Raw genomic sequence first — 26807 nt, 5'->3', positions numbered from 1 at the left:
TCGATGCCCGACGCCTGTCGTCTCCTGACGCTGTGGAACCCCTACAGGAGGCCCTTCGAGGAGAGGAAGTCCTTCGCGATCTGCGACGCCTTCTCCTTGTCGACGGTGCTCTTCGAGTTGACCTCGATGAGCGCGGCCTCGGTGAGCACCTTGTTCACCTTGTCGATGTCCGCCGCGGCCTTGTCGTCGACCTTCTTCGAGACGACCGGGATGACGTTCTGCGGCAGGATCAGGTTCTCCGGGTCCTTGAGCGAGACGAGGTCGTTCGCCTTGATGCTCGGGTCCGCGGTGTAGATGTCGGCGAGCTGGACGGTGCCGTCCTTGAGCGCCTTGACGGTCAGGGCTCCGCCGGAGTCCTCGATCGCCTTGAAGTCGACGTCCACGCCGTAGACCGACTTCAGGCCGTCGGGGCCGTACGGGCGGGTCTGGAACTCGGAGTTCGCGCCGACGGTGAGCTTCTCGCTGACGTTCTTCAGGTCGGCCAGGCTCGTGACGTCGTTCTTCTCGGAGAACTCCTTGGTCACGGTGTAGCTGTCCTGGTCGGTGGCCTCGGCCGCGTCGAGGACCCGCAGACCGGACGGGAGCGCCTTGGACAGGCCCTCGTCGATCTGGCTGGCGGTCTTCGCCGTCGACTCCTTGTCGAAGTACTGCAGCAGGTTGCCGCTGTACTCGGGCATGACGTCGATCGCGCCCTTCTCGAGCTGCGGGATGTAGATCTCGCGCTGGCCGATGTTGAAGTTCCGCTTCACCGTGAAGCCGTCCTTCTCGAGCACCTGCGCGTACATCTCGGCGATGATCTCGTTCGAGTAGTACTGCTGCGAACCGATGACGATGGTCTTCGAGTCGCTCGACGCGCTCGAGCCGCTGTCGAGCGGGTTGCTCGACGCGCAGCCGGTGAGGGCGGCGGCGACGCCCAGTGCCAGCGCTGCTGCGACGCCGGCACGGATCTTTGCTGTGATCACGATGGATTTCCTTCCGGGATGGGATTGCGGGAGCGCTCGCGCGACCCCTGGCGCCGCCGGGCCGACGGGTCGACGGTGCCCTTCGGCACCGCCGCCCGCTGGAGAGCGGCGAACACGATCTCGAACGCGATCGCGAGGGCGATCACGAGGATGGAGGCGCCGAGCATCTCGGCGTAGTCCTGGGTCTTGAGCCCGAGGAAGAAGTAGCCGCCGAGACCACCGGCGCCGACGTACGCGGAGAGCGTGGCGGTCGCGACGACCTGCAGGACCGCGGCGCGGAGGCCGCCGATCAGGAGCGGCAGCCCGAGCGGGATCTCGACCTTCCACAGGACCTGCCACCCGGTCATGCCCTGCGCCTTCGCCGCGTCGACCGTCACCGGGTCGACCGACTCGATGCCCGAGTACGCGCCGGCGAGCACCGACGGGATCGCCAGGATGACGAGGGCGAGGAGCGGCGCCTGCAGCCCGATGCCGAGCAGGAGCCCGAACAGCGAGAGCACGCCGAGCGTGGGCAGTGCCCGGATGCCGCCGGACAGCGCGATGGAGAACCCGCGCGCGCGCCCGGTGTGGCCGATCGCGTACCCGATCGGGACGGCGACGACCGCGGCGATGAGCACGGCGAGCAGCGTGATCCAGACGTGCTCCCACACGCGGCCGGGGATGGCGTTGAAGCCCGTGTAGTTCTGCGGGTCGAAGACCCACCCGAACGCCTGCGCGATGATCACGACGCCACCTCCGCCCGCTGCAGCACGCGCCGGACCGCACGGCGGCTCCGGGGTGCACGACGGGTCCACGGCATGACCAGCCGGCCGAGCAGCACCAGCAGCCCGTCGAGCGCGAAGGCCAGGACGAGCACCATCACGATGCCCGACAGGATCTCCTCGTAGATGCCGCGACCGAGGCCGTCCGTGAAGAGCGATCCGAGGCTCTGGATGCCGAGCACCGCACCGACGGTCGTGAGCGAGATCGTGGACACCGCCACGACCCGCAGCCCCGCGAGCAGGACGGGCCCGGCCAGCGGCAGCTCCACGCGGAAGAAGCGCTGCACACCCGAGTACCCCATGGCGGTCGCGGCGGCCTTCGTCCCGGCGTCGACCGAGGTGAGCGCGTCGACGGTCGAGCGGACCATGAGCGCGAGGCCGTAGAGCGTCAGGCTGATGATGAGGTTGACCGGGTCCTGCAGGCCCGTGCCGATGACGGCCGGCAGGGCGACGAAGAGCGCGAGGGACGGGATCGCGTAGAGGAGCCCGGCCACGGTCACGATGCCGGTGCCGACACCCGCGGCGACGCGGGAACCTCCGGGGCGCTGCAGCCGGACGACGAGCCAGCCGACCGGGATCGACAGCAGGAACGCGATGAAGATCGGTGGGATCGCGATCGCGAGGTGCGCGAGCGTGGCGTCACTGATCGTGTCGAGGTTCGACAGGACCCACTTCACCGGGGTCCCCCACCCTGCGCCGGAGCACCCGGGGCGGTGTCACGCGCCCCGGCCTCTGCACCCTGCGGCACGGCGGCTGCCGCGTCCACCACCGTCACCGGACCGGTGAGCACGCCGGCCGCCCGGCCGTCGCCGTCCACCACGATCGGGCCGGTCGGGGTCTGCTCCACCCGGAGCGCCCGCCGACCACGGCCCGCGCCGATGAAGTTCGCCACGAACTCGTCCGCCGGCTCGGCGAGGATCTCGGCCGGGGTCCCGAGCTGGGCGATCTCGCCGCCCTTCTTGAGGATGACGACCTGGTCGCCGAGCTTGAAGGCCTCGTCGATGTCGTGCGTGACGAAGACCACCGTCTTGCCGAGCTCGCGCTGCAGCCGGATGAGCTCGTCCTGCAGGTCGTTGCGGACGAGCGGGTCGACGGCGCCGAACGGCTCGTCCATGAGCAGGACGTTCGGGTCCACCGCGAGGCCACGGGCCACACCGACGCGCTGCTGCTGGCCGCCGGAGAGCTGCGACGGGTACCGGTCCGCGAAGGCCCGGTCGAGCCCGACGGTGTCCATGAGCTCGAGCGCGCGCGCCCGGGCCTCGCCCTTCGGGACACCGGTCAGGAGCGGGACGGTCGCGATGTTGTCGACGACCTTCCGGTGCGGCAGGAGCCCGGCGTTCTGCATCACGTACCCGATGCGCCGGCGGAGCTGCACGGGGTCGACACCGGCGACGTCCTCGTCGTCGATCGACACGGTGCCCGAGCTCGGGTCGACCATGCGGTTGATCATGCGGAGGAGGGTGGTCTTGCCGCAGCCGCTGGACCCGACGAAGACCGTCGTGGTGCGGGAGGGGATGACGAGGCTGAAGTCGTCGACCGCCGTCGTACCGTCCGGGTACGTCTTGCGCACCGAGCGGAACTCGATCATGTGGGTGCCCTTCTGTCCGGAGGTAGCCCGACTCCGACCGAGCGTACACACGCGGTCATCGTCCGGTCCGCGTGGTGACGGCCCATGACGGCTCGCGGACAACGCTCCCCCGACAGCGCGGTCCCGAGCGCGACGACGCCCGCGACTCCTCTTCGGAGCGCGGGCGTCGGCAGGTGGGTCGGACGGTCGGCCGGGCGGGTCGCGCCCGGCTGCGGGGCCGGGATCCGGTCAGGAGGCGGCGATCACCGCTTCGAGGTGCGCCCGGCTCATCGTGCGGTACTCCTCGATCAGCGCGGTGTCGGGCTCCGCCCGGTCTCGCACGGCGCGCGCGATGACGGCGTGCGCGGACTCCGCGAGGACGACCCACGTGCGCTCGACGCGCTCCCCCGTCGGGAAGTCGAACCGGTCGTGCAGGACCTGCGCGACGGCCGCCCCCAGCGCGGCCATCCGGTCCTCGGCGTCCCCGGTCCCGGTGTCCGCCGGGTCACCGAAGCGGATCGCCCGGAAGCCCGGCTCGGTGCGGTACATCTCGACGGTCGCGTCGATGAGTGCGTCGCAGGCGTCCTGCCAGGTCGTCGCGTCGCTCTCGTCGAGCGCCGTGAGGAACCGCTCGGCGAGCCGCTGCGTGCTCCGGATCGCGAGGGCCTCGACCACGGCGATGCGGTCCGGGAAGTACCGGTAGACCGTGCCGATGGACGCACCGGCGCGCTCCGCGACCATGGCGGTCGTCAGGCGCTCGAAGCCGATCTCGTCGATGACGGCCGCAGCGGCGTCGAGGAGTCCCGCGAGGCGCGCCGAACTGCGGGCTTGGACCGGCTCGTTCCTGAGCAGTGATGATCCCCCCGGCAGTGCGTTCGATACCTCGGTGACGAGCACGTGTTCTCCTCTTGCGCCCGGACGGACGCGGTCATGTGGGATGTGACGGGGCAACTCTCGCAGAGACCGGCTGGAACATCGCTGCGACTCACCACAGCCTCCGACAGCGTGGGATAGTGGACGAATGCCCGACTGGACGCCCCACGAGCCGTCGTTGGCCGAGCCGATCCTGCACCGAGCCGCCCGCATCGAGGACGCCGTGCAGGAGTTCCGGGAGCACCGTGCCCGCCGTCGTGGGCTCGTGCCGACCGTGATCCCGTACACCGGGTACGGCGCTCCGGGCTGGATCCGCGTCCTCTGCCGCGTCCTGCTCACCCGGCGGGGGCTCGCGTCCGACGCCTCGTACTACGGCGTGCGCGGGTGGAAGAGCTTCACGAGCGTCGCCGTCGACGACGCCGAGGTCACGGTGACCGCCGGTGGCACGACCCACGTGGTGCAGTCCGACCGCGGCGGCGTCGTCGACGTGAAGGTCCCGATCGACCTCGAACCGGGGTGGCAGACCGTGCGGCTTTCGGCCGGTGGGATGCGCGACGTCGAGGCGGACGTGTTCATCGTCGACCCGTCGACGCGCTTCGGGCTCCTGTCCGACATCGACGACACCGTGATGGTGACCTCGCTCCCCCGCCCGATGCTCGCCGCGTGGAACTCCTTCGTGCTCACCGAGCACGCCCGCCGCCCGGTGCCGGGGATGTCCGTGCTCTACGAGCGCATCCTCGCCCAGCACCCCGGTGCCCCCACGGTCTACCTGTCGACCGGGGCGTGGAACGTCGCGCCGACCCTGCAGCGCTTCCTGACCCGCAACATGTACCCGAACGGCACGATGCTGCTCACCGACTGGGGTCCCACCCACGACCGCTTCTTCCGCAGCGGGCAGCAGCACAAGCGCGACAACCTCCGCCGCCTGGCCCGGGACTTCCCCGACGTGCAGTGGCTGCTGGTCGGTGACGACGGGCAGCACGACGAGACGCTGTACGGCGACTTCGCCCGCGAGCACCCGGACAACGTCGCCGGCGTGGCGATCCGGCAGCTCTCCACGAGCGAGGCCGTGCTCGCCGGTGGCCGCTCCCGTGCGCAGGAGCGCTCCCGCGACTCGGCGGCCCCGTGGGTCTACGCGCCGGACGGCGCCGGGCTCTGGACCGAGCTCGCCCGGGTGGGCGTCGCCGACGCGGACCCGCAGGCTCCCCTGCCCGGCGCCTGAGCGCTCCTTCAGCGCTCCTCCCGCCGCGGACTGGTGGCGGTGGTTCGATGTGCGCATGAGCACCGCGACGCCGCGCAACCGCATCGAGGACCACGCCCTGATCGGCGACACCTACACCGCAGCCCTCGTCGGCCGCGACGGGACGATCGACTGGGCGTGCCTGCCCCGCTTCGACAGTCCGTCCACGTTCGCGTCGCTCCTGGGGACCGAGGACCACGGGCACTGGACGCTGCGACCGAGCGATCCGCACGCGACCGCGGTCCGACACCACCACCGCGACACGCTCGTGCTCTCGACCGTGTGGACCACGGCGACGGGTGTCGTCGAGGTCACCGAGTTCATGCCCGTCGGGTCCCACCGGGCCGCGATCGTCCGCCGGGTCCGCGGTCTGCAGGGATCGGTCGAGGTCGAACAGACCCTCCGGATCCGCTTCGACTACGCGCGTGCGCTGCCCTGGGTCCGGCAGATCGGCGGCGACGAGGACCCCGCCCTCCTGGCGACCGCCGGCCCGGGGTCGGTCGTCGTCCGCGGCGTCCGGTTCCGTGCGGACGACCACCGGCACACGAACACGACCACCGTGCGTGACGGCGACGTCCTCGACACCGTCCTGACCTGGTACCCGTCCCACCGCGAGCCACCGGCGCCGCTCGACGTGGACGCGGCCCTGCACCGGACCGAGCACTGGTGGCGGGACTGGATGGCGACCGCGCACACCGAGGGGAAGTACGCCGAAGCGAGCCGACGCTCCCTGCTGCTCCTGCGCGCGATGACCCACGGCGAGACCGGCGGCGTCGTGGCGGCCGCGACCACGAGCCTCCCGGAGGACCCCGGCGGAGAACGCAACTGGGACTACCGCTACGTGTGGTTGCGCGACGCGTCGCTCGCCCTGGCGTCCCTGATCGCCCACGGGTACCGCGACGAGGCCGCGCACTGGCGAGGCTGGCTGCTCCGCGCGATCGCCGGGGACCCCGCCGACGTCCAGATCATGTACGGCATCGCCGGGGAGCGCGAGCTGCCGGAGCGCACCCTCGAGGAGCTCCCCGGGTACCTCGACTCGACCCCGGTCCGGCTCGGCAACGGCGCCTCGACCCAGTACCAGGGCGACGTCTTCGGCGAGGTCCTCGCCGCGCTCCACGACGCCCGCGAGCTCGGCGTCGAGGAGAACGCGGACTCGTGGGCGCTGCAGCGTGCCCTGCTCGGCTACGTCGAGGAGCACTGGCAGGAGCCCGACAACGGGATCTGGGAGATGCGCGGTCCGCGACGGCACTTCACGCACTCGCGGGCGATGATCTGGGCCGCGTTCGACCGGGGCGTCGCGGCCGTCGAGGAGTTCGGGCTCGAGGGTCCCGTCGACCGCTGGCGGACGCTCCGCGACCAGGTCCGCGCCGAGATCGAGGAGCACGGCTGGAACGCCGACCGCGGCGCCTTCCGCCAGCACTACGACACCGACGAGGTCGACGCGAGCCTGCTCGTCCTGCCCCAGATCGGGTTCTGCCGCGCCGACGACCCCCGGATGACGGGCACGGTCGCCGCGATCGAGCAGGACCTGCGCGTCGGTGACCACGGCCTCGTCCTGCGCTACCGGACGAGCGCCGGCTTCGACGGGCTCTCCGGCAGCGAGCACCCGTTCCTGGCGTGCTCGTTCTGGCTCGTCGAGCAGTACGCGGCCTCCGGTCGGGTCGACGACGCCGAGCGCCTGATGGACGTGCTCGTCGGGTACGCCAACGACGTCGGCATGCTCTCCGAGGAGATCGACGTCGCCACCGGGCACCACATCGGCAACACCCCGCAGGTGCTGTCCCACCTGACGCTCGTGTCCGCGGCGGACGCGATCGCGCGGGCCCGCGGCGAGGCGTCCGGGCACCGCACGCGGCTCGCCGTGCACGACGGCGGCACGCGTTCGTGGACGGGCGGCGGCCGCCGGGCCGGCTCGCCCTCCTAACCCAGCCGCCCCGAGCGTCGTGTGCCGATCCGCGCATGGTGTGCCGATCCGCGCACAGGATGCCGATCCGCGCGTGGGATGCCGTTCCTTCCGGCCTCCGATGCGCGGATCGGTCTCCCATGTCGGTCGCGATGGGCAGGAACGTCGCGGTCGTGCCGTGGGCGCGACCACATGACGGACGGGAGGCGCGGTGCCAGCTGGCACCGCGCCTCCCGTCCGTCAGGGGGTGACGTCCGTCAGGACGCTCGGTCCGTCAGGACGACGAGACCCACTCCGCCGGGCCGCGCGAGCCCGCGCGGTACTCCTCGAGCGGGACCGAACCGGACTTCCAGGCCTCGACGACCGGCTCCACGATCTCCCAGCAGCGCTCCGCGACGTCGCCGCGGATGGAGAGCAGCGGGTCGTCGTGGAAGATGCCGTTGAGGACCTCGCCGTAGGGGGTCAGCTCACCGTCGTCGAACGTCGACGAGAGCGTGACCTGCCCCATCTCGAACGGGTTGCCGCCGCCGTTCGCCGACACCGACAGCTCGATCTCGTCCGGGTTGAGGACGATGCGCAGCGTGTCCGCCTTCGGGCGACCGGACAGGCCGGAGGGCAGGCGCGTCACGGGCTTGAAGGTGATGAGGACCTCCTTGCGGCTGGCGCCGAGCGCCTTGCCGGAGCGGAGGGTGAACGGAACGCCCTTCCAGCGCGCCGTGTCGACCTCGACCTCGATCTCGGCCAGGGTCTCGGTGCCGCGCGACTTGTCGACGCCGTCCTCGTCCTGGTACGACGGCAGTTCCTTGCCGTCGATGGTGCCGGCCGTGTAGACGGCGCGGCGGGAGGCGATCGTCGCGTCGCCACCCTTGAGCTCGGTCGACCGGAGGACACGAGCCAGGGACGAGCGGAACTCGACCGCGTCGATGTCCGCCGGGGCGTCCATCGTCACGATGCCGAGGATCTGGAGCAGGTGCGACTGGATCATGTCGACCATCGCGCCGGCCTCGTCGTAGTACTGCGCGCGGTTCTCGAGACCGAGGGTCTCGTCGTAGAAGATGTCGACCTTCTCGATGTTGTCCGCGTTCCAGATCGGCTCGAACAGGCGGTTCGCGAAGCGCAGACCGATGATGTTCAGGACCGTGGTGCGACCGAGGAAGTGGTCGGTGCGGTGCACGCGCTCCTCGGGGACGAGCCCCAGCACCGTCTCGTTCAGGGCCTTCGCGCTGGCGACGTCGGTGCCGAACGGCTTCTCGAACGCCAGGGTCGTGCCCGCGGGGAGCTCGACCTCCTGCAGCGCCTCGCAGATGTCCGACGCGATCTGCGGCGGCAGCGCGAAGTACAGGATGGGCTCGGCGTCGGCCGCGGCCAGGAGTGCCTCGAGGTGCTTCGGGTCGGTCGGGTCGCCCTGGATGAACTGCGTCGACGCGAGGGTGGCGTCGACCTCCTCGCCCTTGACGTCCTGCGATGCGAAGGACTTCGTGACGACGTCCTTCCACTGGTCCTCGCTGCGGGCGCTGCGACCGGTACCGATGAGCTGGACGGGAACCGCTCGACCGCTCTGCAGGAACGTGCCGAGGCCCGGCAGCAGCAGGCGGGAGGCGAGGTCGCCCGTCGCGCCGAAGATGATGAGGGTGCGCTTGTCGGTCACCGGAGGTGAGTCCTTTCGCTGTGGTGGAGGGGGGTCCGCTCGAGGCCAAGCCGAGAGCGGGCCGGTTGATTCCCGATCGGTACCGGTTCTGCGCGGATCGATGCGGGAGGTCGTGGGGGCACGTACGAGTCTGCTCGGCCGGAGAGCGCTCGGCCCAGGTTGCTCGGCCCGGCGTGCTCGGACCGGCTGGCGCGCTGGCTCCCGGCCCTGGACGCACTTCGGGCGGCACCGGTGGTGGTGCCGCCCGAAGGTGTCAGGTGCGGTGGGCCGCAGCCCGCCGGGACTCAGTGCCCGAAGTTGCCGCGGTAGTACTCGTAGACCCAGCCGACGAGCGTCACGGTGACGAGCGCGAGCCCGATCGGGACGATCCACAGGCCGGCGGCGAGACCGAGGAAGCAGACGGCGGTGGAGCCGGCCAGAAGGATCGGCCACCACGACCACGGGCTGAAGTGCCCGAGCTCGGCGTCGCCGTCCTCGATGTTGGCGTCGGCGCGGTCCTCCGGGAGGACCCCGCCCTGCGACGACATGACCTTGCCGAGGTAGAACGCGATGAACGCGCTCATGATGCCGGTGAGGCCGATCGCGACCGTGCCCACCCACTCCGGGTGCCCGTAGTAGAGCATCGCCCAGATGGTGTACGCGGCGTCCGCGAGGATGAAGAACCCGAAGAGGATCCAGAACAGGTTGACGTTGGCGCGCATCGCCTTACTTCACCTCGCCCTTCGCGGCGTCGTAGGTCGGAGCGTCCGGTGCGTCCTTCGCAGGACCCACACCGATCGGCACACCCGCTTCGGGGTGGTTCAGGTCGAACGCCGGGGACTCGGAACGGATCCGCGGGATCGAGGTGAAGTTGTGCCGGGGCGGCGGGCAGCTGGTCGCCCACTCGAGCGAGCGGCCGTAGCCCCACGGGTCGTTCACGGCGACCTTCGGCGCGTTCCGGGCCGTGACGTAGACGTTGAAGATGAACGGCAGGAACGAGATCGCGAGGATCATCGAGCCGATCGTCGACAGCTGGTTCATCCAGGTGAACCCGTCGTTCGGCAGGTAGGTCGCGTAGCGACGCGGCATGCCGATGACGCCCAGCCAGTGCTGGATGAGGAACGTCGTGTGGAAGCCGATGAACAGGAGCCAGAAGTGGATCTTGCCGAGGCGCTCGTTGAGCATCTTGCCGGTCCACTTCGGCCACCAGAAGTAGAAGCCGGAGAACATCGCGAACACGACGGTGCCGAAGACCACGTAGTGGAAGTGCGCGACGACGAAGTACGAGTCGGACACGTGGAAGTCGAGCGGCGGCGACGCCAGGATCACACCGGTGAGACCACCGAACGTGAAGGTGATGAGGAAGCCGACGGCCCACAGGAGCGGCGTCTCGAACGTGACCGAACCGCGCCACATCGTGCCGACCCAGTTGAAGATCTTCACGCCGGTCGGGACCGCGATGAGCATCGTCATGAGCGAGAACCACGGGAGCAGGACGCCACCGGTGACGTACATGTGGTGCGCCCACACCGTGACCGAGAGGGCCGCGATGGAGATGGTCGCGTAGACGAGGGTCTTGTACCCGAAGATCGGCTTGCGGCTGAAGACCGGGAAGACCTCGGACACGATGCCGAAGAACGGCAGCGCGATGATGTACACCTCGGGGTGGCCGAAGAACCAGAACAGGTGCTGCCAGAGCAGTGCCCCGCCGTTGGCCGGGTTGTAGATCTGGGCGTCGAACACGCGGTCGAGACCGAGGCCGAACAGCGCGGCGGCGAGGACCGGGAAGGCCATCAGCACGAGCAGCGAGGTCACGAGGGTGTTCCACGTGAAGATCGACATGCGGAACATCGTCATGCCGGGGGCGCGCATCGTGATGATCGTCGTGATGAAGTTCACCGCGCCGAGGATCGTCGAGAAGCCCGTCATGCCGAGGCCGAAGACCCACAGCGTGCCACCGAGACCCGGTGTGAACGTCGTGTCACTCAGTGGCGCGTAGGCGAACCACCCGAAGGACGCGGCGCCCTGCGGGGTGAGGAAGCCGCCGACCGCGATGAGCGAGCCGAACAGGTACAGCCAGAAGGCGAACCCGTTCAGACGCGGGAAGGCGACGTCCGGCGCACCGATCTGCAGCGGCATGATCGCGTTCGCGAAGCCCGAGAAGAGCGGCGTCGCGAACATCAGCAGCATGATCGTGCCGTGCATCGTGAAGAGCTGGTTGTACTGCTCCTTCGTCGCGACCACGTGCAGGCCGGGCTCGAAGAGCTGAGCACGGATGACCAGCGCCATCACACCCGCGAGCAGGAAGAAGACGAACGAGGCGATCAGGTACATGTACCCGATGGTCTTGTGGTCGGTGGAGGTGATCCACCGGACGATGATGTTGCCCTTCCGCCCGACCTTCGACGCCTGGAAGTCCGGCGTCGAGGGCCTGGTCGGCTGGCCGACGAGTGACGTTGTCATCAGACGAGCCCTTACTTGTTCTCGCTCGACGCCTCGACCGGCGCCTTGTTGTTCGGTTCGTTCGTGTTGGTGTCGTACTCGTTGCCGAGCAGACCGACCTTGCCCTGCTCGCGCAGCGTGTCGAGGTACTTCTCGTAGTCCGAGTCGGACACGACCTTGACCTGGAAGAGCATCAGCGAGTGGTACTCACCGCAGAGCTCCGCGCACTTGCCCTGGTACGTGCCGATCTTCTGCGGGATGAAGTACTCGTAGTTCGTCTTGCCCGGGAGCATGTCCTTCTTGTAGAGGAAGTCGATGATCCAGAACGAGTGGTCGACGTCGCGCGAGCTGAGCTCGATCTTGACCTTCTTGTCGACCGGCAGGTACAGCGTCGGCAGCTGGGACTCGTCGATCGAGCCGTTCCCGTTCTCTTCTTCCTGGGCCTGGATGCCCTGGTAGTAGACGCTGTCCTCGGGGTTGTCCTTGTCGATGTAGTTGAAGTCCCACGCCCAGCGCTTGCCGTAGACGTGGATCGTCGCGTCGGGGTCCGTGAAGGGCTTCTCGATCGCGGACTGGTCCTTGGCGGTGAAGGCGAAGAAGCCGAGCACCAGGATGAGCGGCACGATCGTGTAGAAGATCTCGAGCGGCATGTTGTACCGCATCTGCACCGGGAGGCCGGTCTGGCCCTTGCGGCGGCGGTAGACGATCGCGGCCCAGATGATGAGGCCCCACACGATGAGACCCACCGCGAGCAGGACGACCCAGCTGGTGGTCCACAGGCCGACGACGCGGCTCGTGTGGTTCGTGACGTCCTTCGTCTCCTCCGTGCCGGGGAGCCACCCGTTCAGCTGCTGCTGCGAGCAGCCAGCCAGTGCGATGACCAGACCGACGGCCACCGGGACGGCCGCCCAACGTATACGGCGATTCGAACGCACTGTTACCTCTCGGAAGACGTGGCGGGGAACCGAGCGCGCAAAGGCGGCTCATTGCTGGTTCCCAGCTTGGTTGGAACACTCCTAGCTTACTCGCAGCTCGCCGACACTCGTGCACACGCGGCCCGTTCAGCGGCCGATCCGGGTGCCGGACCCGCACGTCGGACACCGATCTCCGCACGGCTTTCCCCCGGTCGCGCGCGCCCGAGACCCCCACGGACGACGAGCGGGGAGCGACCGTATCGGTCGCTCCCCGCTCGCGTGTCGATCACGGGTGGTGGACACCCGGACCCGGCGACGCCGATCCTGACAGCGTCAGTGGAAGCTGTCGCCGCACGCGCAGCTGCCCTGCGCGTTGGGGTTGTCGATGGTGAAGCCCTGCTTCTGGATGGTGTCCTCGAAGTCGATGGTCGCGCCGTCGAGGTACGGGACGCTCATCTTGTCGACGACGACCTCGACCCCGCTGCCGAACTCGGCCGTGGCGTCGCCGTCGAGCAGCCGCTCGTCGAAGTACAGCTGGTAGATCAGGCCCGAGCACCCGCCGGGCTGGACGGCCAGGCGCAGGCGGAGGTCGTCGCGGCCCTCCTGCTCGAGCAGGCTCGCCACCTTCGCCGCGGCCGTGTCGCTGAGCGCGACGCCGTGCGAGCGTGCGTCCGTCGCCGGTGCGTTGTCGATGATGGTGTCGCTCATCGCGCTTCTCCCTCCGGGCGGTGACGATCACCGCGCCTGTTCACGATTGTAAGCACGCCGGCCGACAGGGCGAGCATCTCTCCACATGTCGGCTCGCGAGCCGCCGACGGACGGACGGGAGGCACGTGGCGGGCCCGCCACGTGCCTCCCGTCCGGTGCGGCGTCAGCCGCGCGACGCCAGTCGTGCCAGCAGGATCGTCTCGGACGCGATCGCGCGGTGCAGGACGCCCAGGTGCTGCGACTCGTTCGGGCTGTGCGCGCGGGTGTCCGGGTCCTCGACGCCGGTCACCAGGATCTGCGCGTCCGGGAACTCCGCGGCCAGGTCGGACACGAACGGGATCGAGCCGCCGATGCCCTGCTCGACGGCGGGGTTGCCCCAGCCCTCGTGCATGGCCGTGCGGGCCTCCTGGACGGCCCAGCCGGCGGTGTCGACGAGGAAGCCGTCGCCCGTGTCGACCTCGGTCATCTCGAGCCGCGCACCGAACGGCACGTGCGCGCGGAGGTGACGCTCGACGGCGGCGAACGCGTCGGTGGCGGCCTGCCCGGGGGCGACGCGGACCGAGACCCGCGCGGCGACCGTCGGCAGCAGCGTGTTCGAGGCGTTCGCGACGCTCGGGACGTCCAGGCCGGTGACCGTGATCGACGGCTGGAACCACATACGGGACAGCACCGGGCCGGTGCCGACCGGCTGCACGCCCTCGAGGAGCGCGGCGTCGGAGGCGAGCTCGGCGTCGGAGCGCTCGGGGACGTCGGCCTCGTACGCCGTGAGCCCCTCGACCGCGACCGAGCCGGCGTCGTCGTGCAGCGAGGCGAGCAGGCGGGCCATCGGGATCATCGCGTCCGGGGCCGCTCCCCCGAACATGCCGCTGTGGCTGGCGTGCTCGAGCGTCGTCAGGGTGAGCTTGAACGTGACGTTGCCGCGCAGCGAGACCGTGATGGAGGGGACCTCGGCCGACCAGTTGTCGCTGTCCGCCACGACGATGACGTCGGCGGCGAGGTGCTCCTTCTGCTCGCGCAGGAACGTGCGGAACGACCGGGAGCCGAACTCCTCCTCGCCCTCGACGAACAGCACGACGCCGAGGTCGAGGTCGTCGCCGAACTGCGCGTGCAGGGCCCGGAGCGAGGCGATGTGGGTCATCACGCCGGCCTTGTCGTCCGAGGCGCCGCGGCCGTAGAGGCGGTCGCCGCGGAGGGTCGGCTCGAAGGGCGGGGTCTCCCAGAGTGCGTCGTCGCCCTGGGGCTGCACGTCGTGGTGCGCGTAGAGCATCACGGTGGGCTTGCCGTTCCGGGCCGGGCGGACCGCCAGGACCGCGGGCTGGCCGAGCTCGACGTCGGGGGCGCCGGCCTGGGATGCGGTGTCGGCGGACGGGGCGTCCGTGCTCGGGGTGTCGCCCTCGACGGCCGAGCGGACGATGCGGACCGCGTCGTCGGCGAAGACCCAGGTGGAGCGCGCCAGGTCCGCGACGGCCTCGGCGCTCGCCTGCACGTTCGCCGGGTCGAAGGCCGACCAGGACACCGACGGCAGCCGGACCAGGGCGGAGAGGTCCGCGATCGTGGTCGGCAGCGCCCCCTGGACGTGTTCGCGCAGGGCGTCGAGGAGCGCGGGGTCGGTCGCGGTGCTGTGCTGGTCGGTGTCGGTCATGTCCCGTAATCTAGAGGACGATCCAGCACGCAACCGCAGTCAGGAACGCACCGTGGCGAAGGCAGCCCCCAAGACCAACACGACCGTCAACCCCTCCGAGGAAGAACTCCTCGCGCAGGGCAAGGGTCGCCCGACGCCGTCGCGTCGCGAGCGTGAGGCAGCCAACCGCCGTCCCCTCGTCGGCAACAGCCCGCAGGACAAGAAGGCCGCGCGCGCCCGGCTGAACACCGAGCGCGAGAAGGCCCGCGTCGGCATGGCCAACGGCGAGGAGCGGTACCTGCCCGCCAAGGACAAGGGCGAGCAGCGCCGGTTCGTGCGCGACTGGATCGACGCGCGCTGGAACGTGGGCGAGGTCATGATGCCCGTGCTCGTGCTCTTCCTGATCCTCGGCTTCGCCGCTGCCCAGACCGTGATCGCGTCGTACGCGCTCCTGATGGTGTGGGCGTTCGTGGCGCTGTTCGTGCTCGACTGCATCGTGCTCTGGCTGTCCCTGCGCAAGAAGCTCGCCGCGAAGTTCGGCGAGATGCAGCGCGGGACCTTCCTCTACATCCTCACCCGGGCGTGGCAGCTGCGCTTCCTGCGCCTGCCGAAGCCGCAGGTGCGCCGCGGGCAGTACCCCGCGCTGTAGCACGCGAACCGCTCCCCTGAAGCGCCGTCCGGTCCACCGGACGGCGCTTCGTCGTTCCGAGGGCGCGGCGGGCGCTGCGCACCGAGCTGGGCGCGAGGTTGTCTCGGCGCCCCGGACGTCGATGGAGCAGAAGACGTCGGGGTCCCGGTCTGGACCCGACGGTTCCTGCTCCGTCGCCGGCGCAACGAGACCGACGCCGAGACCGAAGCGCCGCCGGCTCGACAGCCGCGGGAGCTCAGCGCGCGGCGCGCCGCAACCGACGACGACGGAGACGGTTGATCCGCGTCGCCCAGGTCGGCCCCTCGTAGAGGAACGCCGTGTAGCCCTGCACGAGCGTCGCCCCCGCGTCGATGCGGTCCTGCACGTCCTGCTCGGTGGTGACCCCACCGACGGCCACGACGCAGAAGTCCGACGGCACCGCGGCGCGCACCCGCCGCAGGACCTCGAGCGACCGGGCCGCGATCGGCGCACCGGACAGACCGCCGGCGCCCATCGCCGCGACCTTCTCGACAGGGGTCACGAGCCCGGTCCGCTCGATCGTCGTGTTGTTCGCGATGATGCCCGCGAGCCCGAGGTCCACCGCGAGCCCGGCGACGGCGTCGATCTGCTCGTCGGTCAGGTCCGGCGCGATCTTCACCAGAACCGGGGTCTTCCCGGCGGCGTCCCGCACCGCGGTCAGGAGCGGCCGCAGCTGGTCCTCTTCCTGCAGGCCGCGGAGACCGGGCGTGTTCGGGGAGCTGACGTTCACCGCGAGGTAGTCCGCGAACGGCGCGAGGAGCCGGGTCGACTCCAGGTAGTCGTCGACGGCGTCCTCGACCGCGACGACGCGGCTCTTGCCGATGTTGACGCCGATCACCGGGCGCCCCGGGTTCCGTCGCGCGCGCTCCAGGCGACGGGCGGCTCGGGCGGCGCCGTGGTTGTTGAAGCCCATCCGGTTGACGAGCGCCCGGTCGGCGATCAGGCGGAACAGCCGCGGACGGTCGTTGCCGGGCTGCGGCTTCGCCGTGATGGTGCCGACCTCGACGTGGCCGAAGCCGAGCAGCCCCAGACCGGCGATGCCGCGCGCGTCCTTGTCGAAGCCGGCGGCCAGCCCGAAGCGCGACGGGAAGTGGATGCCCATCGTCGTGACGCCGTCCTCGGCCGCGGGGCGGGAGTACCGCTCGACGACACCGCTCAGGACGGGGATGCCGGGCAACGCCTTGATCACCCCGAAGGCCAGGTGGTGCGCCCGCTCCGGGTCCATGTTCGCGAACAGGGCCCGGAACACGACGGCGTACCCGCCCCGGACGATCCGCTCGGCGATGCCGCTCACGCCGCACCCCCGGCGGGGTCCGCGGCGTGGTGGTCGAGGCGGAGCTGGCCGATGGCGTCCTCGAAGTCCTCGAGGGACTCGAACGCCTGGTAGACGCTCGCGAAGCGCAGGAACGCGACCTCGTCGAGTTCCCGGAGCGGCGCGAGGATCGCGAGACCGATGTCGTTCGCGTCGATCTGGCTCGAGCCGGACGACCGGACGGTCTCCTCGACCCGCTGCGCGAGCACGGCCAGGTCGCCGTCGGTGACCGGGCGGCCCTGGCACGCCTTGCGCACGCCGGAGACGATCTTGTCGCGGCTGAACGGCTCGGTGACGCCGTTGCGCTTCACCACGTTGAGCGAGGCGGTCTCGGTCGTCGAGAACCGACGCCCGCAGTTCGGGCACTGGCGGCGGCGACGGATCGAGGTGCCGTCGTCACTCGTGCGGGAGTCGACGACGCGGGAGTCCGGGTGGCGGCAGAAGGGGCAGAACATGTCCGTCCCAGGCTACCGGCTCCCCGGTCCGTCCAGGCGCGAGCGGGTCGGCCCAGGCGCGAGCGGCTCGGCTCAGGCGCGAGCGGGTCGGCCCAGGCGCGAGCGGGTCGGCTCAGGCGCGAGCGGTCCGCTCGGTGACCGCGGCGCCGTGGCCGGGCAGCTGCTCCTCGGTCGCGAGCGCGACGATGTGCGGCGCGACCTCGGCCAGGGCCGTCGCGGAGTACCGGATCACCTGCTGGGGGCGCAGGAAGGTCGACGCCGACAGCCCGGAGCCGAAGCGCGCCTGCCCGCCGGTCGGCAGCACGTGGTTCGACCCCGCCAGGTAGTCCCCGAGGCTGACGGGCGTGCTCGGCCCGACGAACACGGCACCCGCGGCGTCGATCTCCGCCAGCACGGCGTCGTCGTCCGCGGTCTGGATCTCGAGGTGCTCCGGCCCGTAGGCGTTGCTGACGGCCGCCGCGTCGGCGAGCGAGTCCACCAGGACGACCGCCGACTGCGGACCGTCCAGGGCGGACTGGAGGCGCGTGGCAGTCCCCAGCGCCGCCACCCGTTCCGGGATGGCCGCCTCCACCGCATCGGCGAAGGACGCCGACGTCGTCACGAGGACGCTGCCGGCCTGCTCGTCGTGCTCGGCCTGGCTGACCAGGTCGGCGGCGACGAAGCCCGCGTCGGCGGTGTCGTCCGCGATGACGAGGATCTCGGTGGCCCCGGCTTCGGAGTCGATGCCGACGACACCGCGCACGAGGCGCTTCGCCGCGGCGACGTAGTTGTTCCCGGGCCCGGTGACCAGGTCGACGGGCTCGAGACCGATCGACGCGACGCCGTACGCCAGCGCACCGACCGCTCCGGCACCGCCCATCGCGTAGACCTCGTCGACGCCGAGGAGCCCTGCTGCGGCGAGGATCGTCGGGTGCACGCGCCCGCCGTGGTCCCGCTGCGGCGGGGACACGAGGGCGATGGACCCGACGCCGGCGACCTGCGCGGGGACGACGTTCATCACGACGCTCGAGGGGTAGACGGCCTTGCCACCGGGGACGTAGAGCCCCACACGGCGCATCGGCTGCCAGCGCTGGTGCACCTCGGCGCCGTCGGCGAGCGTCGTCACCGAACCGGTCGGCACCTGGGCGGCACTCGCGGCGCGCACGCGGCGGATCGCCTCGTCCAGCGCGGCGCGGAGCTCCGGGGTGAGCCCGGCGACCGCCGCGGCGATCTCGTCCGCGGGGACCCGGACGTGCTCGGGCGCTCCCCCGTCGAAGCGCTCGGCCTGCTCGTGCAGCGCATCGGCCCCGCGGTGTCGCACGTCGTCCACGAGCTCCCGCGCGGCGGCGACGGCGGACGAGACGTCACCGGCGGCACGCGGCATCAGGCGGAGGAGGTCGGCACGGGCGGGCAGGCCGCCACGGAGGTCGATTCGCTGCATCATGGGACGTCCAGCGTACCGGCGCTTCCCGACAGCAGTGCGTCCACGACGGGACGGTGCCGCGCGTGCTGCTCCGCGTCCCACGCGCCGAGGACGTGCAGCGTGACGATCCGGAACGCGAGTGCCCGCACGAGCAGCTGCGGCCAGTCGGGCGCCTCGGCGAGCCTGCCGAGTGCCGCGAGCCGGGCGGGCGGCGTGCCGTGCCAGCAGACCGCGTCGACGACCGCGACCGCAGCACCGAAGCCCGCGGGTCGCCAGGTCGGTGCCCAGTCGAAGACGGCGGGCGGTCGGCCGGCGGCGAACAACACGTTGCCGAGCAGGTCGCGGTGGACGACCTGGGACCGCCCCTGGACCGGTCGGAAGGCGGCGGTCAGGCGTCGGACGAGCGGATCGTCCGGGAGCCGGTCAGCGCCCGCAGGTCCGTCAGCCCAGACGAGCCGCTCGGCACGGCTCCACGGGTCGTCGACGCGGTCGAGGAACGACGGCCGGGCGAGCCCCGCGACCGCGCGGTGGAACGCCGTCCCGGCGCGGACGACGTCCTCGACGCGGGTGGGGTCGGGTGCGCCCTCGAGCCGCTCCCACGCCTCCCAGCCGTCGACGACCCAGCGGTCTCCGACCCGGTCGCCGGACCGTCCGCTGCGGTCCCGTCCCCCTCCCGACGCGGCGACGGGGCGCGGCGTGCGGAACGCGACCGTGTGCGGGAGGCAGGCCAGCACGTCGGACCGCCACTGGGCCTCCCGGACGTCGCCCGCCGGTCGCAGGACGACGTCGCCCACGCGCCACGTCGTACCCCGGCCGCCGGGGAGCCGTTCCGGAACGTGCGCCGAGACCCGGAACGCCCGGAGCACCGCGGCCGAGGGCCGTGGTGCTCCGGGCGTCGTCACCGCTCGCCTAGACCAGGCAGCGCGGGCCGAGCAGGCTCTTCAGCTCCCCGAACAGGTCCGGCGTCAGGTTGACCGGGAACGGCAGCTCGAACGTGCGCGCGACGTCCTCCTTCAGGAGCCGCAGCCGCACCTCGGTCTCGCCCTGGTGCCGCCCGAGCACCGCCGCGAGCTCGGTGACCGTCGTCGTCGTGGCCTGGCGCTCCGGCAGGGACAGCGTGAGCGGGCCGGAGCCCATCGCGTCGCCGACGTTCGGCTGGAACATGCTGACCGCGTGCAGCGCCTTGCCGTCGTCGCGGACGTTCACCCGGCCGCGGAGCACGACGATCGAGTCGGCCACGAGCGAGGGCCCGAACTCGGCGTAGGTCTTGCCGAGGAACATGACGCCGATCTCGCCGCCGAAGTCCTCGATCTGGACGATGCCGTACGGGTTGCCGCTCGACTTCGCGACACGGTGCTGGACGCTCGTCAGGAGCCCCGCGACCGTGACGGTCTCGCCCTCGACCGAGTCGTCCGCCGCGATGAGGTCGGCGATGGTGATCGACTGGTGCTTCGCGAGCTCGATCTCGAGTCCGGCGAGCGGGTGGTCGGACACGTAGAGGCCGAGCATGTCGCGCTCGAAGGCGAGCTTGTCGCGCTTGGCCCACTCCGGCCGCTCCGGCACCTGCGACACCGGGGCCGAGGACGGCTGCTCCTCGGCGACCTCGGCGAACAGCGAGTCGAAGTCGAAGCCGACGTTGCCGTGGGCCTCGTCGCGCTTGACCTTGACGGCGCTCTCGACCGCGCCCTCGTGGATCTCGACGAGCGCCCGGCGGCTGTCGCCGAACTCGTCGAAGGCACCGGCCTTGATGAGCGACTCGACGGTCCGCTTGTTGGCCGACGAGATCGGGATCTTCCGCAGGAAGTCGTGGAACGACTCGAACGCACCCTTCTCGGTCCGGGCCTGCACGATGTCGTCGACGACGTTGAAGCCGACGTTGCGGATCGCGCCCATGCCGAAGCGGATGTCGTCGCCGACGGCCGCGAAGAAGCCGATCGACTCGTTGACGTCCGGCGGCATCACCTTGATGCCCATCCGGCGGCACTCGTTGAGGTACAGCGCGAGCTTGTCGCGTGCGTCACCGACGCTGGTCAGGAGCGCGGCCATGTACTCGGCCGGGTAGTGCGCCTTGAGGTACGCCGTCCAGAACGAGACCACGCCGTACGCCGCGGAGTGCGCCTTGTTGAACGCGTAGTCGGAGAACGGCAGCAGGATGTCCCACAGCGTCTTGATCGCCGCGGCCGAGTAGCCGTTGTCCTGCATGCCCTTCTCGAAGCCGGCGTACTGCTTGTCGAGCTCGGACTTCTTCTTCTTGCCCATCGCGCGGCGGAGGATGTCGGCCTGTCCGAGGGAGAAGCCGGCGACCTTCTGCGCGATGGCCATGACCTGCTCCTGGTAGATGATCAGGCCGTAGGTCGTGCCGATGATGTCCTGGAGCGGCTCCTCGAGCTCCGGGTGGATCGGGGTGATCGGCTGCTCGCCGTTCTTGCGGAGCGCGTAGTTCGTGTGCGAGTTCGCACCCATCGGCCCCGGACGGTACAGGGCGATGAGCGCGGAGATGTCCTCGAAGTTGTCGGGCTTCATCAGGCGGAGGAGCCCGCGCATCGGGCCGCCGTCGAGCTGGAACACCCCGAGCGTGTCGCCGCGCTGCAGGAGCTGGTACGCGGCTTCGTCCTCGAGGCCCATCGTCTCGAGGTCGAGGTCGACGCCCCGGTTGCTCTTGATGTTGTCGAGGGCATCACTGATGATCGTGAGGTTCCGGAGGCCCAGGAAGTCCATCTTGATCAGGCCGAGCGACTCTGCTGCCGGGTAGTCGAACTGCGTGACGATCTGGCCGTCCTGCTCGCGCTTCATCACCGGGATGATGTCGATGAGCGGCTCGCTCGACATGATCACACCGGCCGCGTGCACGCCCCACTGCCGTTTCAGGCCCTCGAGCCCGAGCGCGGTGTCGAACACGGTCTTCGCCTCGGGGTCGGTCTCGACGACCGTCCGGACGTCCACCGCCTCCTTGTAACGCGGGTGGTCCTTGTCGAAGATCCCGGTGAGCGGGATGTCCTTGCCCATCACGGGCGGCGGCATCGCCTTGGTGAGCTTCTCGCCCATGCCGAACGGGAAGCCGAGGACGCGCGACGAGTCCTTCAGCGCCTGCTTCGCCTTGATCGTGCCGTACGTGACGATCTGCGCGACGCGCTCCGACCCGTACTTCTCGGTGACGTACTTGATCGCCTCACCGCGGCGCCGGTCGTCGAAGTCGACGTCGAAGTCGGGCATCGAGACGCGGTCCGGGTTGAGGAACCGCTCGAAGATCAGGCCGTGCCGGATCGGGTCGAGGTCGGTGATGCGCATCGCGTACGCCACCATCGAGCCGGCACCCGAACCACGACCGGGACCGACGCGGATGCCGTTGTTCTTCGACCAGTTGATGAAGTCGGCGACGACCAGGAAGTAGCCCGGGAAGCCCATCTGGTTGATGATCCCGACCTCGTAGTCGGCGCGCTCCTGGACCTCTTTCGTGATGCCCTCGGGGTAGCGGTACTCCAGCCCCTTCGCCACTTCCTTCTCGAACCACGAGTGCTCGGTCTCGCCCTCGGGGACGGGGAACTTCGGCATGTAGTTCGCCGCGGTGTCGAACTCGACCTCGCACCGCTCGGCGATGAGCAGCGTGTTGTCGCAGGCCTCGGGGTGGTCGCGGAAGACGTGGCGCATCTGCTGCGGGGTCTTCAGGTAGAACTCGTCGGCGTCGAACTTGAAGCGGTTCGGGTCGTTCAGTGTCGAGCCGGACTGCACGCAGAGCAGGGCCGCGTGCGACTTGGCGTCGTGCGCGTGCGTGTAGTGCAGGTCGTTCGTGCCGACGAGCGGGATGCCGAGGTCCTTCGAGATCCGGACGACGTCCTCGATGACCCGGCGCTCGATCTCGAGCCCGTGGTCCATGATCTCGGCGAAGTAGTTGTCCTTGCCGAAGATGTCGCGGTAGTCGGCCGCGGCCTTGAGCGCCTCGTCGTACTGCCCGAGCCGCAGGCGCGTCTGGATCTCGCCCGAGGGGCAGCCCGTCGTCGCGATGATCCCGTCGTGGTACTGGTCGAGGAGCTCGATGTCCATGCGGGGCTTGAAGTAGTAGCCCTCGATCGAGGCCCGCGACGACAGCCGGAACAGGTTGTGCATGCCCGTCGTGTTCTCGGCGAACATCGTCATGTGCGTGTACGCGCCCGAACCCGACACGTCGTCACCGCCACCGTCGCCCCAGCGGACACGGGTCTTGTCCGAGCGGTGCGTCCGCGGGGTGATGTAGGCCTCGGTCCCGATGATCGGCTTGACGCCGCCGGCCTTCGCGGCCTTCCAGAACTCGAACGCCCCGAACATGTTGCCGTGGTCGGTCACCGCCACCGCGGGCATGCCCTGCGCGGCGGTCTCGGCGACCAGGTCGGTCAACCGCGCTGCACCGTCGAGCATCGAGTACTCGCTGTGCACGTGCAGGTGGACGAAGGAGTCGGAATCCGACACGGGACCTCCGGTTCGACGGATGGCTGCGGGGCGGGACAAGCCTAACCGCGGGCACCGACTTCTCCGCGCGTGTCGTCAGGGCGCTCGGCGCGCCCTGCGCGCTCGCGCGGCGCGCTCGCCCGACAGCGTCGTTCGAGCGGGCAGGACACGCCGTCGGTGTGTCGCCGAACGCACACGACCGGTCGCCGGAGGCGACCCGTCGTGACAGATGTGGCGCGCTCGGGGGGGAGGGCGGACCAGCACAGGGAGCGCGGTACGGGCGGGCGGTGACCGGGTGGCGGACTGGAGGCGCGGGGCGGCGCCGCCACGGGCCTCCAGTCCGACGCTGTCCAGCCGCGGTCGACGCGAGCAGCGCGGTCGACGCGAGCGGGCACGACACGCCGCGCGCGTTGCGCGGCTCGGGCAGTACCGGTCGCCTCGAGGTACGGAGCGTGACAGATGTGGCCCGTTCGCGAGCCGCCCCGCCCCGCCCCGCCCGGCTATGCCGCGCGGATCCGGTCCAGCGCCCGCTGCAGGTCGTCGGGATAGGACGCCTCGAACGTGACCCACTCCCCCGTGCGCGGGTGCTCGAACCCGAGCCGCACGGCGTCGAGCCACTGGCGGGTCAGCCCGAGCTCGTTCGCGAGCACTGGGTCGGCGCCGTACATCGTGTCGCCGACGAGCGGGTGCCGCGTCGCCGCCATGTGCACGCGGATCTGGTGCGTCCGGCCGGTCTCCAGGTGCACCTCGAGCAGGGTCGCGGCGCGGAAGGCCTCGAGCGTCTCGTAGTGCGTGACGCTCGGCTTGCCGTCGGCCGTGACCGCGAACTTCCAGTCGCTCGACGGGTGTCGACCGATCGGGGCGTCGATGGTCCCCGAGGTCGGGTCCGGGTGCCCCTGCGCGAGGGCGTGGTAGACCTTCTCGACCGTGCGCTCCTTGAAGGCGCGCTTGAGGTGCGTGTAGGCGAGCTCGGTCTTGGCGACGACCATCAGGCCGGACGTGCCGACGTCGAGCCGGTGCACGATCCCCGCGCGCTCGGCGGCACCCGAGGTGGCGATGGTGAACCCGGCCGCGGCGAGGCCACCGGGCACGGTCGGACCGTCCCACCCGGGCGAGGGGTGCGCGGCGACGCCGATCGGCTTGTCCACCACGACGATGTCGTCGTCGTCGTGCACGACCGTCATGCCCGGGACCGCCACCGGGACGATGCGCGGGGGTTCCTTCGGCGACCACTCGACCTGGAGCCATGCGTCGGCGTGCAGGCGGTCCGACTTGTCGACGGTGACCCCGTCGACGGTCACGCCACCGGCGGCGACGACCTCGGCCGCGAAGGACCGGCTGAACCCGAGGAGCTTCGCGATGGCGGCGTCGACACGCTCACCGGCGAGCCCGTCGGGCACGGGCAGAGAACGTGACTCGGTCACGTCGCGTCGTGCCCGAGGGCATCCCGGTCGTCGCGCGGGGCCCGGGGGTCCGGGGCGCCGGCGGTCCGAGCGGCCGCAGGAGCCGTGTCGGAGGGAGCTGCGGCGGCGTCCGCTCGAGCGTCGGCTGCGCGCTGCTGCTTCGCGGAGAGCGCCCGCGTGCCGTCGAGGTTCACGCCGAAGACGACGAGCAGGACGAAGACCACCATGCTCACGCAGATGAACGAGTCGGCGATGTTGTAGATCGCAGGCATCATCCACGGCGTCGAGATGAAGTCGACCACGTGCCCGCGGCCGAAGCCGGGCTCACGGAAGAGCCGGTCGAGCAGGTTGCCGAGCGCGCCGCCGAGGAGCATGCCGAGCACGATCGCCCACCACATCGAGCGGATGCGCCGGGCGAAGACGATGATCGCGACGACGACGGCCGTGCTGACGATCGAGAACACCCAGGTCATGTTCACCGCGAACGAGAACGCGGCACCGGGGTTCCGGACGTACAGGAACTGCAGCGCGTCGCCGAGCACCGGCACGGCCTGGCCGTACGGCAGGTTCGCGACGACGAGGGCCTTGAGGCCCTGGTCGAGCGCCACCACGACGACAGCGGCGAAGGCCAGTGCCGCGATCGCGCGGACACTGACCTTCGCTCGTGTTGCTGGTCGCGACAACGTCAGTTGCCGAAGCCCTGCGCCGAGGCCGGCGCTGGGGTGAGACCGGACTGCTCCGAGCCCGACCCGTCCAGCTCGGACAGCTGGGACTGGATGTAGCTCTTGAGCTGCGCACGGTAGTCGCGCTCGAACGTGCGGAGCTCGTCGATCTTGCCCTCGAGCTGACGCTGCTCCTGCTCGAGCACGGCGACCCGCTGGCGGTTCGTGTTCTCGGTGTCGGCGATGATCTGGCGCTGCTTCGCCTCGGCCTCGGAGACCAGGCGGGCGGCCTGCGCGGTGCCCTCGGCGATGAGCGCGTCGCGCTTCTCGATGCCCTCGCGCACGTGCTCCTCGTGCAGACGACGAGCGAGCGTGAGGAGGTTCGTGGTGCCCTCGGTGTCCTCGTCGGCGGGGACCGTCGAGGCGGCCGGCGCTGCTGCGGCGACCGGAGCGGGCTCCGGGGCGGCGGCGACGGGAGCCGGGGTGGGCTCGGGCTCGGGAGCGGCGGCCGGCTCCGGCTGCTCGGTCTTCTCGAGCTTCGGCGCCGACTCGGCGGCCTGCAGGCGCTGGCGGAGCTCGTCGTTCTCGGCCGTCAGGCGGCGGAGTTCGACGACGACCTCGTCCAGGAAGTCGTCGACCTCGTCCTGGTCGTAGCCCTCGCGGAACTTCGTCGGCTGGAACCGCTTGTTGACTACGTCTTCCGGCGTCAAAGCCATTGCCGTCACCTCAATAGAACTGCTGAACGTGTGGAACCACTTGCGTCACGACCGAACCTACCAGTCGTGCCGTGTGGTGCGGAGGCCCGCCGGGGCGGGCATCGATCCCGACCACCGTACACCGACGCGCGTGTCCGACCGTGACCTCTGGGCGGGCGTGGCGCGATTCGTGTGCGGGTGGTGGATCAGAAGGAGCGAGCGAGTCCGCCGACGATCACCCGGAGGATGATCACGACGAGCATCACGATGGTCCAGCCGAAGTCGAGCGCGACGGGTCCCATCCGCAGCGGCGGGAGCAGCCGGCGGACGAACCGGATCGGCGGGTCCGTCAGCGTGTAGACGACGTCGGCGACCACGAGCATCGCGCCACGGGGGCGCCAGCTGCGGTTGTAGGCCTGGACGATGTCGAACGCGAACCGACCCCACATCACGAAGAAGTAGAGCAGGAGGGCGAAGGACAGGATCCCGAAGACCAGTGACACGGTGGGGCTCGCTCGGCTCGGGTGCGGTGCTCAGGCGATCACCGCACGGGGCTACTGGGCCGGGGTCCGGCTCAGGACTGGGCGAAGAAGGACGCCTCGATGTCGGACTCTACCTCAGCGGGCTCACCGCTCACCGCGACGTGCGCCGGCGACAGCAGGAAGACCTTGTTGGTGACGCGCTCGATCTTGCCGTACAGCCCGAGCGACAGCCCCGAGGCGAAGTCGATCATGCGACGGGCGTCGGACTCGGTCATCTGCGAGAGGTTGATGATGACGGGGATGCCGTCGCGGAAGCTCTCGGCGATGGACTGGGCGTCCTTGTACTCGCGCGGGTGGACGGTGAGGATCTCGTTCATTTCCTGGACCGGGGTCGCCTTCTGTGCGGTCGTGTGCGCGCGCCGGAGCGGGGTGACCTGCGCGCCGCGCTGGTGGGTGTGCGGCTTGGGCTCCGCGGGCGCCGCAGCGGGGGCGGCTGCGACGGGCGCCTCCTGCACGGGAGCGGCGGCGGGGACCGCGGTGGGGGCCGGAGCGGCCTGCTGGCGCGCCTGGGCGGGCGCCGGCTGCTGCTCGTCCTCGTACATTTCCTCGTCGGCGAGGCCGAGGTAGACCATCGTCTTCTTGAGCGGGTTGGCCATGGTTCCTCCGGAGTTCTTGCTCGTGGATGCCCT

At 70.5% G+C, this 26807-nt stretch carries 24 protein-coding genes; 3 read left to right on the top strand and 21 right to left on the bottom strand.

The window, feature by feature from the left end; all coding sequences use genetic code 11:
- Window positions 1-41: 41 nt before the first annotated feature.
- The 5 genes from LQK89_RS06730 to LQK89_RS06710 all read right to left on the bottom strand — a co-directional run bounded on the left by LQK89_RS06730 (window position 42) and on the right by LQK89_RS06710 (window position 4187).
- Window positions 42-962 carry an ABC transporter substrate-binding protein gene (locus tag LQK89_RS06730; protein WP_141861171.1) on the bottom strand — a complete coding sequence of 307 codons (921 nt, stop codon included), beginning with the start codon at window positions 960-962 and terminating at the stop codon, window positions 42-44.
- A complete protein-coding gene (locus tag LQK89_RS06725; RefSeq protein ID WP_231050551.1) occupies window positions 959-1687 on the bottom strand; it encodes an ABC transporter permease in 729 nt (242 codons plus the stop codon). Before LQK89_RS06725 ends, LQK89_RS06730 begins: the two co-directional genes overlap by 4 nt.
- Window positions 1684-2400: an ABC transporter permease gene (locus LQK89_RS06720; RefSeq protein ID WP_144801472.1), complete on the bottom strand. Its 717-nt coding sequence runs from the start codon at window positions 2398-2400 to the stop codon at window positions 1684-1686. Before LQK89_RS06720 ends, LQK89_RS06725 begins: the two co-directional genes overlap by 4 nt.
- A complete protein-coding gene (locus LQK89_RS06715; RefSeq protein ID WP_231050550.1) occupies window positions 2397-3311 on the bottom strand; it encodes an ABC transporter ATP-binding protein in 915 nt (304 codons plus the stop codon). The genes LQK89_RS06720 and LQK89_RS06715 overlap by 4 nt, the downstream gene beginning before the upstream one ends.
- A gap of 228 nt (window positions 3312-3539) precedes the next feature.
- Window positions 3540-4187: a TetR/AcrR family transcriptional regulator gene (locus LQK89_RS06710; RefSeq protein ID WP_174778326.1), complete on the bottom strand. Its 648-nt coding sequence runs from the start codon at window positions 4185-4187 to the stop codon at window positions 3540-3542.
- Window positions 4188-4311: 124 nt separating this feature from the next.
- Between LQK89_RS06710 and LQK89_RS06705 the strand changes: the two genes are divergently transcribed.
- Window positions 4312-5385 (top strand): App1 family protein, encoded by a 1074-nt coding sequence (locus LQK89_RS06705; RefSeq protein WP_174778325.1) that lies wholly within the window; start codon window positions 4312-4314, stop codon window positions 5383-5385.
- Window positions 5386-5440: 55 nt separating this feature from the next.
- Complete coding sequence (locus LQK89_RS06700; protein ID WP_180225155.1) at window positions 5441-7327, top strand: glycoside hydrolase family 15 protein; 1887 nt, start codon at window positions 5441-5443, stop codon at window positions 7325-7327.
- Between the two features lie 253 nt (window positions 7328-7580).
- Here LQK89_RS06700 and LQK89_RS06695 read toward each other — a convergent pair whose 3' ends face one another.
- The 6 genes from LQK89_RS06695 to LQK89_RS06670 all read right to left on the bottom strand — a co-directional run bounded on the left by LQK89_RS06695 (window position 7581) and on the right by LQK89_RS06670 (window position 14639).
- Window positions 7581-8954, bottom strand: a complete 1374-nt coding sequence (locus tag LQK89_RS06695) for a glucose-6-phosphate dehydrogenase (protein ID WP_231050549.1) — start codon at window positions 8952-8954, stop codon at window positions 7581-7583.
- Between the two features lie 284 nt (window positions 8955-9238).
- On the bottom strand, window positions 9239-9655 hold the full coding sequence (locus LQK89_RS06690) for a cytochrome c oxidase subunit 4 (protein ID WP_174778322.1): 417 nt from the start codon (window positions 9653-9655) through the stop codon (window positions 9239-9241).
- Window positions 9656-9659: 4 nt separating this feature from the next.
- Complete coding sequence (ctaD, locus tag LQK89_RS06685) at window positions 9660-11396, bottom strand: aa3-type cytochrome oxidase subunit I (protein WP_058741691.1); 1737 nt, start codon at window positions 11394-11396, stop codon at window positions 9660-9662.
- 11 nt (window positions 11397-11407) lie between these two features.
- Window positions 11408-12310, bottom strand: coding sequence for an aa3-type cytochrome oxidase subunit II (gene ctaC, locus LQK89_RS06680; protein ID WP_058741692.1), 903 nt, complete (start codon window positions 12308-12310; stop codon window positions 11408-11410).
- Between the two features lie 312 nt (window positions 12311-12622).
- The gene (locus LQK89_RS06675) at window positions 12623-12997 is read right to left on the bottom strand and encodes a HesB/IscA family protein (protein WP_058741693.1); all 375 of its coding nucleotides are present in this window, start codon (window positions 12995-12997) and stop codon (window positions 12623-12625) included.
- Between the two features lie 163 nt (window positions 12998-13160).
- Window positions 13161-14639 (bottom strand): dipeptidase, encoded by a 1479-nt coding sequence (locus LQK89_RS06670; RefSeq protein ID WP_231050548.1) that lies wholly within the window; start codon window positions 14637-14639, stop codon window positions 13161-13163.
- A 52-nt stretch (window positions 14640-14691) separates the two neighbouring features.
- Here LQK89_RS06670 and LQK89_RS06665 point away from each other — a divergent pair, with 52 nt between their 5' ends.
- Window positions 14692-15267 (top strand): DUF3043 domain-containing protein, encoded by a 576-nt coding sequence (locus LQK89_RS06665; RefSeq protein ID WP_058741695.1) that lies wholly within the window; start codon window positions 14692-14694, stop codon window positions 15265-15267.
- Between the two features lie 235 nt (window positions 15268-15502).
- Here the strand turns inward: LQK89_RS06665 and LQK89_RS06660 are convergent, their stop codons facing one another.
- The 10 genes from LQK89_RS06660 to LQK89_RS06615 form a co-directional block, all read right to left on the bottom strand.
- Window positions 15503-16510 carry a quinone-dependent dihydroorotate dehydrogenase gene (locus LQK89_RS06660; protein WP_231050757.1) on the bottom strand — a complete coding sequence of 336 codons (1008 nt, stop codon included), beginning with the start codon at window positions 16508-16510 and terminating at the stop codon, window positions 15503-15505.
- A 65-nt stretch (window positions 16511-16575) separates the two neighbouring features.
- Window positions 16576-17052, bottom strand: a complete 477-nt coding sequence (gene nrdR, locus LQK89_RS06655) for a transcriptional regulator NrdR (protein ID WP_058741696.1) — start codon at window positions 17050-17052, stop codon at window positions 16576-16578.
- A 112-nt stretch (window positions 17053-17164) separates the two neighbouring features.
- Entirely contained in the window at window positions 17165-18475 is a 1311-nt protein-coding gene (gene hisD, locus LQK89_RS06650; RefSeq protein ID WP_231050547.1) for a histidinol dehydrogenase, read from the bottom strand.
- Window positions 18472-19248: a hypothetical protein gene (locus tag LQK89_RS06645; RefSeq protein ID WP_231050546.1), complete on the bottom strand. Its 777-nt coding sequence runs from the start codon at window positions 19246-19248 to the stop codon at window positions 18472-18474. The genes hisD and LQK89_RS06645 overlap by 4 nt, the downstream gene beginning before the upstream one ends.
- A gap of 115 nt (window positions 19249-19363) precedes the next feature.
- Window positions 19364-22846 (bottom strand): DNA polymerase III subunit alpha, encoded by a 3483-nt coding sequence (gene dnaE, locus LQK89_RS06640; RefSeq protein WP_231050756.1) that lies wholly within the window; start codon window positions 22844-22846, stop codon window positions 19364-19366.
- A 530-nt stretch (window positions 22847-23376) separates the two neighbouring features.
- The gene (locus tag LQK89_RS06635; RefSeq protein ID WP_231050545.1) at window positions 23377-24300 is read right to left on the bottom strand and encodes an RluA family pseudouridine synthase; all 924 of its coding nucleotides are present in this window, start codon (window positions 24298-24300) and stop codon (window positions 23377-23379) included.
- Complete coding sequence (gene lspA, locus LQK89_RS06630; RefSeq protein WP_269145919.1) at window positions 24297-24962, bottom strand: signal peptidase II; 666 nt, start codon at window positions 24960-24962, stop codon at window positions 24297-24299. The genes LQK89_RS06635 and lspA overlap by 4 nt, the downstream gene beginning before the upstream one ends.
- Before the next feature lie 2 nt (window positions 24963-24964).
- Entirely contained in the window at window positions 24965-25657 is a 693-nt protein-coding gene (locus LQK89_RS06625; protein ID WP_058743347.1) for a DivIVA domain-containing protein, read from the bottom strand.
- 185 nt (window positions 25658-25842) lie between these two features.
- The gene (locus LQK89_RS06620; protein ID WP_058743346.1) at window positions 25843-26139 is read right to left on the bottom strand and encodes a YggT family protein; all 297 of its coding nucleotides are present in this window, start codon (window positions 26137-26139) and stop codon (window positions 25843-25845) included.
- A gap of 71 nt (window positions 26140-26210) precedes the next feature.
- Window positions 26211-26774 (bottom strand): cell division protein SepF, encoded by a 564-nt coding sequence (locus LQK89_RS06615; protein ID WP_231050544.1) that lies wholly within the window; start codon window positions 26772-26774, stop codon window positions 26211-26213.
- Window positions 26775-26807 lie beyond the last annotated feature (33 nt).

Source organism: Curtobacterium sp. C1 (assembly GCF_021049325.1).
Classification (GTDB): domain Bacteria; phylum Actinomycetota; class Actinomycetes; order Actinomycetales; family Microbacteriaceae; genus Curtobacterium; species Curtobacterium citreum.
The sequence above is the reverse complement of the archived record's forward strand: the minus strand, read 5'-3'. Positions and strand labels throughout refer to the sequence as shown.

Excerpts from the sequence above, each read along its gene's own strand:
- LQK89_RS06715 (WP_231050550.1), bottom strand. The coding sequence starts at position 3,311 with ATGATCGAGTTCCGCTCGGTGCGCAAGACGTACCCGGACGGTACGACG.
- LQK89_RS06705 (WP_174778325.1), top strand. The coding sequence starts at position 4,312 with ATGCCCGACTGGACGCCCCACGAGCCGTCGTTGGCCGAGCCGATCCTG.
- LQK89_RS06700 (WP_180225155.1), top strand. The coding sequence starts at position 5,441 with ATGAGCACCGCGACGCCGCGCAACCGCATCGAGGACCACGCCCTGATC.
- LQK89_RS06690 (WP_174778322.1), bottom strand. The coding sequence starts at position 9,655 with ATGCGCGCCAACGTCAACCTGTTCTGGATCCTCTTCGGGTTCTTCATC.
- ctaD (WP_058741691.1), bottom strand. The coding sequence starts at position 11,396 with ATGACAACGTCACTCGTCGGCCAGCCGACCAGGCCCTCGACGCCGGAC.
- LQK89_RS06675 (WP_058741693.1), bottom strand. The coding sequence starts at position 12,997 with ATGAGCGACACCATCATCGACAACGCACCGGCGACGGACGCACGCTCG.
- LQK89_RS06670 (WP_231050548.1), bottom strand. The coding sequence starts at position 14,639 with ATGACCGACACCGACCAGCACAGCACCGCGACCGACCCCGCGCTCCTC.
- LQK89_RS06660 (WP_231050757.1), bottom strand. The coding sequence starts at position 16,510 with ATGGACCCGGAGCGGGCGCACCACCTGGCCTTCGGGGTGATCAAGGCG.
- nrdR (WP_058741696.1), bottom strand. The coding sequence starts at position 17,052 with ATGTTCTGCCCCTTCTGCCGCCACCCGGACTCCCGCGTCGTCGACTCC.
- hisD (WP_231050547.1), bottom strand. The coding sequence starts at position 18,475 with ATGATGCAGCGAATCGACCTCCGTGGCGGCCTGCCCGCCCGTGCCGAC.
- dnaE (WP_231050756.1), bottom strand. The coding sequence starts at position 22,846 with ATGCTCGACGGTGCAGCGCGGTTGACCGACCTGGTCGCCGAGACCGCC.
- LQK89_RS06625 (WP_058743347.1), bottom strand. The coding sequence starts at position 25,657 with ATGGCTTTGACGCCGGAAGACGTAGTCAACAAGCGGTTCCAGCCGACG.
- LQK89_RS06615 (WP_231050544.1), bottom strand. The coding sequence starts at position 26,774 with ATGGCCAACCCGCTCAAGAAGACGATGGTCTACCTCGGCCTCGCCGAC.